Genomic DNA, 13,697 nt, shown 5'->3' with positions numbered 1-13,697 from the left:
CTTTGTATTGTTACTATCGTTTGTTTTGAAAGGAAGAAATATTACACTCACTCTTATTTTGAAAGGAAGAAATGCAAAATCTATACGCTGCTATTTAATGTAATGCCATGGTAATGGTGTTATTTTGACCATCTTTTGTACTAAGGTTAATCGTCAATGGTAAAACATCGTTATTCAATTTGAACAAATATTTCAGACTCATTGTTGTGCCCACCGTATTTTGGAACTGTGGGAGGAGGGCGGTGGCACTGTCTTCATTTTGTAATGCCGTCAACTGTGACCCTGATTGCTGCACAGTCGGCTCATTAAACAAACTGACAAACATCGGTATGTCTTGATTATCAATGTTTTTCCAATTCACCGTTAACGTTAATACATTGTCAGCAACCGCAGTCTCTAAGCTGATGATTCTCGTATTAGCCACGTCCCAGTCGATGGTTTTCTTTTCCTGAGCGTCTTCAGCTGCCTTTGCCTGAGTTTGGTCCTGATCGCCTTCAGGGCGGTCACTGCTGGCCGCCGCTTCAGAAGGGGCCGATGCTGATGCCGCCTCTGAAGCACTACTACTTGAGGCCGCCACCGACGTGCTATCATCCGCTTGGCGTAGGCTGGCTAAATATTTGGCGCTGGGGATAATCGAAATCCGTGCCGTCTCGGTGGCATTAGTAATACTTTTCGCCTGAATGGTCAAAGTCTGACTTTGAGGTGTTTTCAAAGTATAGTTGAACTTGAAATGACCATTCTTAGCCACCGTAGTTTGGGGCGTGTTCTCAATCATAATCGTTGTGCCCGCCGTAGACACACCTTGAATTACAGCAACGCCCTTAGCGTTAGTCGTAACCTTCGACTGAGTTAACTGTAATAAGCTCATAGACTGTGTTGTTGCCTGTTCTTGGGTACCTGCTTGTTTCATAGCAGCCATCATAACGAATAAACCTAAGCAAAGCACAATACCAATAAGGGTCCAAAACCAGCCACGTTTGTAAAAAACACGATGGTGGCGCTTTTCGCCATGGCGCCGCCGCTGTGACCGTTGATATGTGGGATGCTGCGTTGATCTTCTCATGAGTGACCGCTCCTAAGTGGACTTGTCAAAGCAATTATAGCCAATTGGCCAGAAATACCGGTGATACCGTGCGACCGAAGATAACCCGATAATCTAAGGGCACACGTTGATACTATAACTATAGTATATTCTTAGCACCAGGGGGGAGGTTGGTCATGCTCTGGTTCTGAAACGCGTTCACTAGAGCAAAGCTCTCACCTAACTACGAATCTTTTGTGTGTCTGACGACACCCTGCAAGATTCTAGGTTAGTGCTCGAGGCTTTCCCGCTCTAGTTCACGCTCTAAACGCGTTCCAAGCTACTGACAATTTACATAACTACGTCTTACTCACAAGCCAAGACCGGGCTTATGTCGTAAGTCTAGGTTATGTGCATTGTCAAACCGTAGCTTGTCACGCTCTTAGAATAACCAGCTGAATACTTTGTTAACGGTTTTAGCGATGCCACCGACGATGCCATTGACGGCTTTGATTGTGCCGTTTGTGATGTTGTCAATGATGTTGTCGTCAGAGCTGCTTGCTATTTCACCGGATGGTTTGTCTTCTACGTTACCAACGCCGACAGCGACTTGTTCAGTGTTTTTTGCGGTAGTAATCCCAGCAGCGGCACCGGCACCAACGCCGTTAGTTAAAGAAGCGTTTGCTGTAGAACCTGCAGCGAGAGCGGTAGTAATTCCAGCGACTGCGGCACTAGATTGGGCATTAGCACTTAATGGGGTTACAACGACTTTCTTGTCAGGTGTGATCCCAGCAATAACCCAAACGCCAAATGGGCCAACATAGACACGTGTCCCGATCTTCCATGCGTTACCAAACAAACCAGTGAATTGAACTTGACCGTAAGAAGTTGCGCCTAAAATACCAACACCAGAACCTGCAGAAACGATGGTGTAATGATCAGGATCTAAAGCAACACCTGCAGAGGCATTAGCGTAAACACCTGGCAAGTAGTAATTAGTATCGGTTGACGGTGCAACTTGGTCTTCAGTGTAAGTTGCAGTAATTACGGTATCAGCTGAGAGTGTTAAAGCAACATTAGTATCAGTGCCTGTAGTGTTATCATTAGCTGTCCACTTGTTAGCAAAGCTATAAGTCTTGTTATCGTCACCTGTAATCTTATCTTCTAAGGTATAGTTGTAATCAGCGCCAACATATAAATCATCATTAGAAATATCTTTTGTGCTAATAGTATTGCCGTTGGCATCTACATAATTCAAAGTTACAGTGGCAGCCTTAGCGTTATAAAGAACATCAACTGTAACATCGCCACCAGCTTCATTTTTATTTGAATAAGTGAGCGTTGTGCCATCTGAAGTAACTTCAAAATTATCATTATTAGACTTAACCTGATCAAAGATATATTGCGCACCTAAATCTGTCTTTAAATCAATATTACCTTTAGCATCATACTGAAGATCCGTAATAGTAGTTGTTTCTAAAGTATTACCAGCTTGATCAATATAATTAATTTTTAGGTTGGAATTGGCAATTTCTTTATAAACAATGTTGCCTCTTAAAAGTTTGTCATCAATTTGCAAGTTTTGACCTTCAATAATTTTATATCCAGGAATACTCGGCATAGGGACTGTATAACCAATAGGCGCAGTACCCGTGACGGTATCCCCAATTTTATGACCGGCTTCATCCACAGGTGTTAGTTTATAAGGAAAAGTTTGTGCAGCTTGGACAGTGGTTGGTGTAGTGGTATCAGCAGCGTTTGGTGTAATGGTTGCAACTCCTGTGAAGCCTAGTAGAGCTGCGGCAAAAAGCATAATAGATTTTGTTAAGAAATTATTTGATTTATACATGGTTATCTTCCTTTCTAAGGTACACAAACGAGTGGCAACAATAGTAGTCGGGTCTTTTGATCACTTTCCCCCCTTTTAAATTGATTAAATTTAGTGTTCACATAAGCATTAATGTGAAGTTTATTTAAATACCTAAAAAATTATGCTTTTTAGGTGTTAAACCCGAAATTAGGCATACGTTTTAGAGAGGTTACCCGTAACTTCTCTAGTTCACACTTTTGACAACGGTCCAAGTCAAGGTGCCGTCATAGATACCGGTGTCGATCTTACTGCGGTTATCATTGGTGATATTCATGACTGGACCGTAGTCATAAGTGTCGCCAACTTTCCAAGTATTACTGATATCCACGGTATTAGCGGTGCTATTATTGGTATAGACAGTAACTGGCGTTGTTAGGTCATTGGCCAAACTACTGTCATCTATGCGATAACCTAAACCTTTATCTAAAGTGGCATTAGTTTCACTAGTTAATGGGGTGGTTTCAACAACCTGTAGGTCGTAGGCTTTACTTTGGGTTGTATCCGTTACAACCAAATTTGCCCCGCTGGTGGCTTCTAAGTTATATATGCCATTGCTAATGGTCTTAGGATGCTTCCCAAAATCTAAAGCTGGGGCTGTAATTGCAACGTTACCATCGTAATTATAGTAGTAATCTAATTTCAAATCGTTTTGATCTAATTTAAAAGTGCCTGTACGCTCTGCTTCGGATGGTAGTTGTGTTTCATCACGGGTGTAATAGGCTTCACCTTCAGTCAGTACCTTCGGAGCGGCACCATTAGTATCCGCATAAACAGCTGAACCAGCACCTGCAACTAGAGTTGCTTCATCTGGCTCAAAGACACTGCCGTTTTCAGCATCATCATATAAGTTATAAGTATCTCCAGCATAACCTAATAGTTGTGTGGCTGTTGTAGTTGTGTTACCGTCTTTTGTTACATGTCGGTTTACGGTGACATTAATTGGATCGTTTACGCGAACACTCATAATATTTGAAATGTAGCCGGTAGCCGTAGGATCGCGAGTACCACTCGTATCAGTGACACCATCTACAGCATAGATATAAATTTTATGACCTTGAGCCTGATAGGCTTTAAGTTTTGTTAAGGTGTCACCAGTGACGTCAGCTTCAAAATCCGTAAATTGATTGTGGTCTGTTCCAGAAACAACGGGACCTAAATCTACAGTACTAAGATAAGTCGAGGCATCATTAGGCAAACCGTCACCAGGTGTTACGGGATCATCTATTGTGTAGTAAAGATTGACATATTGATCATCTAAGTCAGAAACAGAACCACTAATTGTTGCTTTAGTTGCATCAGGTTTGATTCGTAAATATTCATTTTCTATCTGAAGACGAGGTGCAGCGGCGGTAGAAGTACTGACATTGAAAGTCATGTCAAAGGTCTTATCTTTTTCAAAATCGCCAACTTGACTTTTAACTTGAGTTGGCGACCACTTCATGGAAATAGCTGAATCAGAGTTAGGTGATACACCGTAAGAAGTGTGGTTAGCGGCGGCTTCGTTTGCTCCAGTGCCATAAGGCCAATCAGCTTGAGCATTTCCATTAGGGGTTTTAAATATATCAGCATAAGTTCCATTTATGTCAGGACGAGTACCAAGATCACTAATCATAGTAGTCGTTGTTAGATATGAATACATCTTTTGATTATCAACACTGATCTCATCGGTAAAAGTAGCACCTTTATATTTAGTACCAGACCAACCATCTGGTGCTGCGGTATAGTTAAAGTTGAAGTCTATTGTGTAGTTCATTTCTTTAGCCTCTGGTCTGAAATAAAGTCCAGAAACTTTACCAGCTCTTGGACCAGTAGATGCTTGGGGGCCAAAATAGATCGGCACATTGTCATATCGATTGATATCGAGGTCTTCGTCATATACTGGTCCATAGCCGCTCATTGTATCGAATCTTCGGGTAAAATAAAAGTTAGTTAACGCATGATTGGAAGTGTTCGTGACGGATTCATTGATGGCCATACTTTGATTATCTTCTGTAGGAGATAATGTATTGTGAACTTTAATAGACAGTGGGTCTGTGTCGGCACTAAATATACCAGGATATAAGTAGTCCAAAGTGTCTTGGTTTTTAATATAGCCATCATAAGTTAACTCAATTAAATTAGGCTCTGCAGCACTAGGTGCCATATGAATGTGTTTAGCAGTATCGAATTTTAGTAATCCGTAGTAATTATTGTCCTGTTTTATTGTTGGAATTTTGGCACTTGTCGTATTACCGAAAAGAAGTGGCGTTGTTGTATACAAGCCAGTGCTGCCGGATTTTTCAGGATCATAAAAAAAGTCACTTGTCGTTAAATCTGCTAAATTACTATCCATAGGATAGTAATTACTTTGGTAAATAAAATCATTAAAAAGGGTATAGACACGAACACCTTCGTTTTCAGAAGCGCCAATTCCGTTATTCACGGGGGTTGATGTACTGGTAACAAATTTTTCTTTGTAAGTGTTTATTGCACTGGGACTGGTGTCTACAATATTAAAGTTAGGCTTATCCACACCTTCAAATGTGCCTGTAATACTGTTTGCCTTCATTGGCTGACTGTCAGCAATCATAGGCCCATAACTATAACGGAGCTGTAAATTCGTATTACTATTAATATTTGCCTGTGTCCGATCAATATCTGGCAGCCAAATATTGAAGTCTACATTCAGATTAGTATATTTATAATTAAAAACGTAACCAGTTCTAATTACGATAGTGGCACTGAATTTATTGCCTTCATAACATTTAGTACCGGAATTTTTTATTTTGTCGATACCCGCAGGTTTTAAATCTACTGTGATACCTGTGTCCTTATCGGCTGAAATTGTGAAATCTGTGTCGTTAACTAGATCGCCATTGGTAGTGGTAATTGTAAAATTTGCGCTCTTAGAAAGGTCACTGGCTGTTAGATCACCGATGTTAATATAATCTTGCATTGGCGTGGTATCTGTACCATTTTTAAATGGTATAATTAAGGTGTTTTTCCCACCAGTTGTTGCTGAGGCTGGTGCTAAATCGACTTCACTTTTATAAGTTGGTGTTGCAGCAGCGGCGGCCATGGGCATGATAGCTGAACGTGAAAATAAAGCAAAATTGCTGAAAGTACTTGTAGCAGCGGTTGTATCTGTAGTAACGTCCGTATTGACGTCTGAAACAGTTGTCCCCAGGTAACTGTTTTTAACGTCATTGGGATCAATATTTGGATGCAGCTGCTCTACGTAGTAAAGCTGTTTTGCTAAAGGTAGTTCAACGAATTGTTTTACGGTATAAGGTGTGCCGACAACGGCGACACTGACCCAACCAGGATAGGTAGGTTCAGTTGTTTTTTTGACGGCTTCTGAGGTTACCTTCGTAGTGGTAGGGTTGTTGGGACTATCAGCAGCTTGGCTGGTTTGTGGTGCAGTGAGCAAAAATAGGCTGCTGATTAGTGCCATAAGGCTAAGTAAGTATAAATGCTGGCGATTCATTCTAGTTAATGAAAGCATGTAATAACCTCCTCCCGGTGCTTAATATGAATATTTTATGAACAAATTATGAAGCTTTAATCTTATTATAAGGTAAAAAATCGTGATTTTATTTCAACTTTTGTAAGAAAACCTATCCGAATCTGAATTTAAGGCAAATGGTCTAGTTTTTATGGCGAAATAAATACGGGCAGATCCTGATAAGATGGGCATAAAATCGGAAAATGAATTGTACACAATCTATGAAATTAGACCAATTCTTTTTTTTGAAATTTCTCATTAATTTATCAAATTTTATGAATCAGAGTTGAGGAGCAAGGGCTTTTTTTACAGAGGATAATAATTATTGATTGGTAAGGGGAATCCCTACATTTTGTGGGACTTTGTGAAACTTATGGTGGAAAACCTTAGTGTAATTAGGGTTGGCGCTTTCACGATGTAATGGTTATTGTTTTCAAAATGATTTTGAATGCGCTACAATAAGGCTATGCAGTATGATAATTGTGTGCTATCAGCTTTCGGCTCGGATTGTGGGCTGAATTAGGAGGTTATCAAATGAAGGTTGTTATTTTTTCAACTTGTGTCGTTGACTTAGAGTTCCCAAATGTCGGTAAGGCAATGGTAGAAGTTTTAGAACGGTTCGGCTGTGATTGTTATTTACCATCAGATCAAATCTGTTGTGGGCAACCGACTTATAATAGTGGGTATGAAAAAGGCACTCAGCGGACATTCCGTAATCAGGTGGATGCGTTGCTCAGTGTTGAATCCGATTACATTGTTGGGCCTGCAGGTTCTTGTGTGGCAATGTTAAGAGAATATCCGGAATTGTTAAAAGATGATCCGGAATATTTAGGCAAGGCTCGGATATTGGCTGCTAAGACTTATGAATTTTCACAATTCTTATGGCGGATTTTGGGTGTGGAGAATGCCGGTGCGGAATTAAACGGTAAGGCAACTTATCATCGTTCTTGCCATATGACGCGGCTGCTGGGTGAAGCAGAATCCCCTTATGCGCTGCTGGAACATGTGAAGGGCTTAGAGATGGTACCATTAGCCAATGCCCATGACTGTTGCGGTTTTGGGGGGACGTTCTCGGCTAAGGAACCTGAGATTTCTAAACAAATGGTAGACGAGAAGGTACGGCATATTGAAGAGACTGGTGCTGAGATTTTGGTCAGCTGTGATCCAGGGTGCTTGATGAATATTGGCGGCCGGTTCAATCGTTTGGGCAAGCCGATTAAGATTATGCATCTTGCGGAAGTGTTGAATAGCAATGTGGACGAGCGTCGGATTACTTATTTGAAGCAGATGCCAGTCTAAAGATGAAGGAGTGTTGAATTCATGGGGATTGCAACAAGTGACAAACCATTATTAGCGCGGGTTAAAGAGTCTGAACAAGACAAGTTCATGCAGGCTTCCGTTGCCAAAGCACAAGATGCCCAACACACGAAACGTGAAGATTCTCGGGCATTGCTGGGCAACTGGGAAGAATGGCGGGAACTAGGTGAGCAAATCCGGCAGCGGGCGATTGCTTATTTACCGGATTACTTAGAAGAATTTAGTAACAATGTGGATAAGAACGGCGGCGATGTATTCTTCGCTGATACCGAAGCAGATGCTGTGGATTATATTCAAAAAATCGTCAAGGAAACGGGTGCCAAAAAGTTAGTTAAGTCCAAGTCAATGGTGACCACTGAAATTGATATGGACAAGCAATTATTAGCGTTAAACAAAGGTTTAGCTTTAATGGAAACCGATTTAGCTGAATTTATTCTACAAAAAGATAACTGGGACGAACCTACCCATATTGTGTTCCCAACCCTACATAAGAATCGGGATCAAGTCCGAGAGATTTTCATGAAGTTAGGGTATGAAGGGGACAATGACCCTGAACATTTGGCACGATTTGCTCGGAAATATTTGAGAGAATATTTCTTACAAGCAGACTTAGGGGTCACCGGCTGTAACTTTGCGGTGGCTGATACGGGCATGATTAATTTAGTAACGAACGAAGGGAATGCGGATTTGACGATGGCGATTCCTAAGACACAAATCGTAGTCATGGGTATGGAAAGAATTGTACCAACCATGGCTGATGCAGAAGTCTTAGATAATCTGCTTTGCCGAAGTGCCGTTGGTCAAAAGCTTACGAGTTATGTGACTTTTGCCGGGCAGCAAGTTGCTGGCGAAACGGACGGCCCTGAGAACTTCCACGTGGTGATTGTGGATAACCGGCGTTCAGAAGCGCTGGGGACGCAATTCCAATCTATTTTGCAATGTATCCGTTGTGGGGCTTGTATTAACGTGTGTCCTGTTTATCGGCACATTGGCGGTCATGGCTACGGCTCAATTTACCCTGGCCCAATTGGTGCGGTATTGTCACCAATCTTAGGTGGCTACGAAAAATTCGGTGAATTACCTTATGCGTCTAGTCTTTGTGGCGCTTGTACTGAAACTTGTCCAGTAAAAATTCCGCTGCACAAATTATTGATTCAGCACCGGATGGTTTACACCGACAGATTGAAGATGCAAGGTGGCTTGAACAACTTCATGATGGAAGTGATCGGCATCGGCACCGGTTTTCCATTCTTATTCCGTTCAGCTATTCGTTTTGGCCGACCAGGCTTGCGGACGATGGCCCATAAGACCGACCGCTTGACGGCGTTGAATTTTATCAAGGACGAACCGTTAGTGGATAAAGGACCTGGTTTGGTAGGCGGCTGGGCAGATGTCCGGGACTTACCAATTCCACCGAAGCATAAAGAAAGTTTCAGAAGCTGGTTTGCGGATCATAAGCAGCAGCAAAAACTGGCACAGGCGCAAAAAGACAATTCTTCAGACAAGTAGAAAGGGGCATTGATATGGCAATTTATAATCGTGAAGCATTTTTAGACCATTTATCCGAAAAATTAGGGACGCCACGGCACCAAAAAGACAAAGAACCGTTCACACATATCAACCAGCTGCCCGAAGAAACTTTAGCGGACTTATCCGCTGATGAATTATTGGAAATGGCTCGAAATACTAGTGAAGCATTGAAGGTCACCTTCAAAGTGACTTCTAAAGCTGATTTAGGCGGTGTTTTGGACGCCTATCTTACAGATAAAGGCGATGGACAATTGATCTTACCCACCGCACCGGACAAAATAAAGGCTTACGGTCTAGACGACTGGACTGCAGCAGCTAGCAACCAACGGACTGTGAAGTACTGGGATCCTAAAGCAGATCGGGCAACGAACTTAGCCACCGCCCAAGATTCCGCCATGGCTATTGGTTTTGGCGATTACATGTTGGCAGAATCCGGCACTATTACCGTACCATCCTCACCAGGACAAGGTCGAGCCTTTAACTTCTTGCCAACCCATTATTTGTGCATCGTTAAACGCAGCAACATCTTGCCCCGCTCCACCCAAGCCACAAAACTTTACGCACAACGCTTAAAATCCGGAGAACTGAAAACTTCAAACATTAACTACATCTCCGGCCCATCCAACTCCGGGGACATCGAAATGGTCCTCATCGTCGGCGTCCACGGCCCATTGGACATGACATACATCGTCGTAGACGACATGTAAAGCCAGAGCGTGAACCAACACGGGTGATTTCGCAATATAACCTAGACTTGGCAGGCAGTCGCTTGCGACTGGCAACAAGGCGTAGTTATATGTAGAAATCAGTGTTGGTGAACGCGTTTAGAGCGTGACCAAAGACGGGTTGATTTTGAGCATAGCCTAGACTAACGCCGTGAGCGGTTTTTGCTTACAAGTTAGACGTAGCTAAGCGCAGAAATCAGTCTTTTGGAACGCGTTTATGAAAAACCAGCACATTTTAAAAACAACCTAGATAAAACCATAGCACCAAAAAGATCATCCTAAATTTAAGGATGATCTTTTTTTGGAGCCTTGGCTTTTAACAAAAAACTATATAATTTGAGATTATTCAAAAATTATATAAATTAGAGATCAAATATGCTGATGATGCTGCAACACTCTGCTATAATTGTAAGTATCAAAATTTAAGGGAGGCATTTTATGACAAAGTCAGGCGTGCTATTGGTGAATCTGGGGACACCGGCATCGACAGATCCGGCGGATATTCGTCGATATTTAAAACGCTTTTTAAGTGATCAGCGGGTAATTGATTTACCTAAAGTGTTTTGGCAGCCGATTTTACGGGGCATGATTTTGCCTAATCGGCCGAAGCGTTCTGCTAAAATGTATCAAAAAATTTGGGACGAGGCGGCATTTGGCGGTTCACCGTTATTATTTTATACCCAGCAAGAGGCTAAAGCGTTAGCCCGACTGTTGCCGCAATATGATGTGCGCTATGCCATGAGTTATTCGCAGCCGCTGATTCCGGAGACGCTGGCGGCTTTTGCAAAAGATGGCATTGAAGAGATCACCGTTTTACCGATGTATCCGCAGTTTTCCACGACCACAGTAGGCTCCATTTATGATGCGGTGGCCGGTTATTACTTAAAGAAAAGCAAGATTCCCACATTGCGGTTTGTGACAGATTTTCATAAAGATCCCCGTTATATTCAAATATTAGCGGATACGTTGCAGGCGCAGTTGGATGCGCATCCGGAAACCGAAGAATTAGTTTTTTCATATCACGGGATTCCCAAGCGTTATGTGACGACTAAAAAGGACCCCTATCACACCCAGTGCCATGTGACCACTGAACTGGTGATGGAGCGCTTGGATCATTGTGTGCCTTATCAGATGACCTTTCAATCTAAGTTTGGGCCAGGGGACTGGTTAAAGCCGGCTACGGATGAAGTAATAAAAGCGCTGCCAATTACAGGTGTTCATAATTTGATGGTGGTTACCCCAAGTTTTATTGCCGACTGTTTGGAGACGATCTACGAAATTGACCAAGAAAATCGAGATTATTTCATTGAAAATGGCGGAACCAACTTTACGTTTGTACCGCCAATGAATGACCGACCAGAATTTATTGAATTTTTAGCAGCGCTAGTTACCGAGCAAGGCGGCCATAAAAATTAAATTAATAGACCTAGGCCAAAAGTGACGACTAAGGCTAAGGTTGTGATAAATAGATTCTTAATTGCAAAGGGGAAGGTTTCTTTTTTGACTTGTTTTGCTAACAGCTGTCTGGTATTTTTTGTAACTGGGAACACTGTCAGCAAGGTCAACAAAGTCAGCCAAGGCAAAAGTTGCAGCCAAACAGCTGCGATTAAGCTGAGGTAGCCTAGTATTTCTAAGGCCACGTAAAAGCGCAGGCTGTTTTTGACGCCGATATAATAAACGATTGTCTTACGGCCCAGCTGAATGTCTTCTTCAGCGTCACAGAAGTTATTGGCTAACAGTAAGCTGGCGATCATAGTAGCTGCCAGTCCTGAAGCAAGCAGTACTTGCCAGATCAGTGTCCAGTTAAAAGCCACTTGATCATAGCTGTTGATGTAAACTGCGATCAAAGTAATCATAAACCCCATGGTGAAGCCAGAGGCGAATTCACCAAACGGCGTGCCGGAGATCGGCCGGGGTCCCGCCGCATAAAACCAACCTACCAAAAAGCACCACAGGCCCATGAACAACAGCGGCCAGCCGGTTTTAGCAACGATAATCAGGCCCAAAACAGCAGCCACCAGCATCATGGTTAAAGTCATCAAACCGATCTTTTGCGGATCCAGCTGATTGACGCCAATAATATTTGTTTTTTCTCGATAGTCATGGGCTTTGGTGGCCCGCTTGTAGTCTTGGTAGTTATCGTGGGCATCCACCGCCATATTAAATAACAACATGGCCAAAAAAAATAACACCAAGGGGACAAGATGTATTGTATGATAATGGTACCAAGCATAAAAGGTACCTAATAAAAACGGAAAGACACTAGCTGTTTTAGCTTTAATTTCGACGAGTTCTAAAAAAATGCGCAAAGTCACAAAAAACATTTCCTTTCTCAGATATTATTCGTTACTATAAAGTTAACACAAATTTATCAAAAAAACAGTTGGTTAAAGAGGTATTGTCGTGATTTCAATCAATCCAATGTGGATGGCCTTTCCCGCTTTGCATGATCGTTTAATCAAAGTGGAAGATGTCGTTCAAAATCATATATATTTACGAAACAAAGCGATTCAACAGACGTTATTTGACCTGACCAGTGGTGGGGGGAAGTTAGTCCGCCCAGCCTTTTTGCTGCTATTTGCCACGTTCGGTCAAGCACCTGCTTCAGACAAGTTAGAAAAAAGCGCTGCCGCCATGGAAATTTTACATCTGGCCACTTTAGTCCATGATGACGTGGTGGATGATTCTCCGTTACGCCGGGGCGTTGCGACGATTCATTCCCAATATGGGGATCGTAACGCCATCTATGCCGGGGATTATTTGTTCACGGTTTACTTTGAACTCATTAATGAAACCGCCCGCAATCCAGAAGACGTTCATTTAAACGCCATGATGATGCGGCGGATTCTTTTAGGGGAATTGGACCAAATGCGGTTTGATTTTCGTTCCGGGATGACCTTAAAAGACTACTTACGAGAAATCGACGGCAAAACCGCCGCACTCTTTCAGCTGAGCTGTGAATACGGGGCACGAATTGCCAACGCCCCCGTGACCATTCAGCGCCGTGCCCGGCGGATTGGGCATGATATCGGGATGGCCTTTCAAATCTTAGATGATATTTTGGACTACACCCAAGATTCAAAAGCCATGCTCAAGCCCGTAGGAGAAGACTTACGCTCCGGCACCTATTCCGTACCATTGCTATATGCCGTACAGAACTACCCAAAACTAGAACAACTGCTCCAAGATGAAATGACCACCGACCACGTGGCCACCTTGGCAAAAATCGTTCAAGAATACGGCATCACAGACGCCAAACACCTAGCCACCGCCTACACACAAAAAGCCCTAGACCAAATCGACCGGCTGCCACAAACCAGCAACACCGACATATTGCGCCAGCTGACTAACGAACTATTACAACGTGCTTATTAATCAGAGCGTGACAAAAGACGGGTTGATTTTGAGCATAGCCTAGACTAACGCCGTGAGCGGGCTTTGCTTACAAGTTAGACGTAGCTAAGCGCAGAAATCAGTCTTTTGGAACGCGTTTAGAGCGTGAACTAGAGCGGGAAAACCGCGAACACTAACCTAGAACCTTGCAGGGTGTCGCCAGACACACAAGAGATTCGTAGTTAGGCGAGAGCTTTGCTCTAGTGAACGCGTTTCAAACACCCCCATGGAAATATTTAAATTAAAATCTGCAAGAGAATTCAATTTATAGCAAATTGAATTCTTTTTTTTGCATTGATAACGTTCAAATATAGTGGATACCAGTTTTTGTAAATTTTCTTATTCAATGATGAAATA

General features: G+C 42.6%; 9 protein-coding genes. 5 read left to right on the top strand and 4 right to left on the bottom strand.

The window, feature by feature from the left end; all coding sequences use genetic code 11:
* Positions 1-94 precede the first annotated feature (94 nt).
* The 3 genes from EKM93_RS01295 to EKM93_RS01285 all read right to left on the bottom strand — a co-directional run bounded on the left by EKM93_RS01295 (position 95) and on the right by EKM93_RS01285 (position 6,375).
* Complete coding sequence (locus EKM93_RS01295) at positions 95-1,063, bottom strand: hypothetical protein (protein WP_125712255.1); 969 nt, start codon at positions 1,061-1,063, stop codon at positions 95-97.
* Between the two features lie 400 nt (positions 1,064-1,463).
* Complete coding sequence (locus EKM93_RS01290; protein ID WP_125712253.1) at positions 1,464-2,870, bottom strand: MucBP domain-containing protein; 1,407 nt, start codon at positions 2,868-2,870, stop codon at positions 1,464-1,466.
* Positions 2,871-3,075: 205 nt separating this feature from the next.
* Positions 3,076-6,375: a hypothetical protein gene (locus EKM93_RS01285; RefSeq protein WP_125712252.1), complete on the bottom strand. Its 3,300-nt coding sequence runs from the start codon at positions 6,373-6,375 to the stop codon at positions 3,076-3,078.
* 534 nt (positions 6,376-6,909) lie between these two features.
* Here EKM93_RS01285 and EKM93_RS01280 point away from each other — a divergent pair.
* From EKM93_RS01280 to hemH, 4 genes are all read left to right on the top strand, one after another.
* Positions 6,910-7,674, top strand: a complete 765-nt coding sequence (locus EKM93_RS01280; RefSeq protein WP_125712250.1) for a (Fe-S)-binding protein — start codon at positions 6,910-6,912, stop codon at positions 7,672-7,674.
* 21 nt (positions 7,675-7,695) lie between these two features.
* Positions 7,696-9,201 (top strand): LutB/LldF family L-lactate oxidation iron-sulfur protein, encoded by a 1,506-nt coding sequence (locus tag EKM93_RS01275; RefSeq protein WP_125712247.1) that lies wholly within the window; start codon positions 7,696-7,698, stop codon positions 9,199-9,201.
* Between the two features lie 14 nt (positions 9,202-9,215).
* Positions 9,216-9,929 carry a LutC/YkgG family protein gene (locus EKM93_RS01270; RefSeq protein WP_125712245.1) on the top strand — a complete coding sequence of 238 codons (714 nt, stop codon included), beginning with the start codon at positions 9,216-9,218 and terminating at the stop codon, positions 9,927-9,929.
* 456 nt (positions 9,930-10,385) lie between these two features.
* On the top strand, positions 10,386-11,363 hold the full coding sequence (gene hemH / locus EKM93_RS01265) for a ferrochelatase (RefSeq protein WP_125712243.1): 978 nt from the start codon (positions 10,386-10,388) through the stop codon (positions 11,361-11,363).
* Here hemH and EKM93_RS01260 read toward each other — a convergent pair.
* Positions 11,360-12,262 carry a 1,4-dihydroxy-2-naphthoate polyprenyltransferase gene (locus EKM93_RS01260; RefSeq protein ID WP_125712241.1) on the bottom strand — a complete coding sequence of 301 codons (903 nt, stop codon included), beginning with the start codon at positions 12,260-12,262 and terminating at the stop codon, positions 11,360-11,362. The two genes, hemH and EKM93_RS01260, sit on opposite strands and share 4 nt — an antisense overlap.
* Positions 12,263-12,350: 88 nt before the next feature.
* Here EKM93_RS01260 and EKM93_RS01255 point away from each other — a divergent pair, with 88 nt between their 5' ends.
* Complete coding sequence (locus EKM93_RS01255; protein WP_125712239.1) at positions 12,351-13,322, top strand: polyprenyl synthetase family protein; 972 nt, start codon at positions 12,351-12,353, stop codon at positions 13,320-13,322.
* The last annotated feature ends 375 nt before the right edge of the window (positions 13,323-13,697 follow it).

The sequence above is a fragment of the Agrilactobacillus yilanensis genome (assembly GCF_003946725.1).
Taxonomy (GTDB): Bacteria; Bacillota; Bacilli; order Lactobacillales; family Lactobacillaceae; genus Agrilactobacillus; species Agrilactobacillus yilanensis.
This window is presented reverse-complemented; position numbering and strand designations above follow the sequence as displayed.

What these genes read in the sequence shown, in the direction of transcription:
- EKM93_RS01295 (WP_125712255.1), bottom strand. Translation starts at nt 1,063, where the DNA reads ATGAGAAGATCAACGCAGCATCCCACATATCAACGGTCACAGCGGCGG.
- EKM93_RS01290 (WP_125712253.1), bottom strand. Translation starts at nt 2,870, where the DNA reads ATGTATAAATCAAATAATTTCTTAACAAAATCTATTATGCTTTTTGCC.
- EKM93_RS01285 (WP_125712252.1), bottom strand. Translation starts at nt 6,375, where the DNA reads ATGCTTTCATTAACTAGAATGAATCGCCAGCATTTATACTTACTTAGC.
- EKM93_RS01280 (WP_125712250.1), top strand. Translation starts at nt 6,910, where the DNA reads ATGAAGGTTGTTATTTTTTCAACTTGTGTCGTTGACTTAGAGTTCCCA.
- EKM93_RS01275 (WP_125712247.1), top strand. Translation starts at nt 7,696, where the DNA reads ATGGGGATTGCAACAAGTGACAAACCATTATTAGCGCGGGTTAAAGAG.
- EKM93_RS01270 (WP_125712245.1), top strand. Translation starts at nt 9,216, where the DNA reads ATGGCAATTTATAATCGTGAAGCATTTTTAGACCATTTATCCGAAAAA.
- hemH (WP_125712243.1), top strand. Translation starts at nt 10,386, where the DNA reads ATGACAAAGTCAGGCGTGCTATTGGTGAATCTGGGGACACCGGCATCG.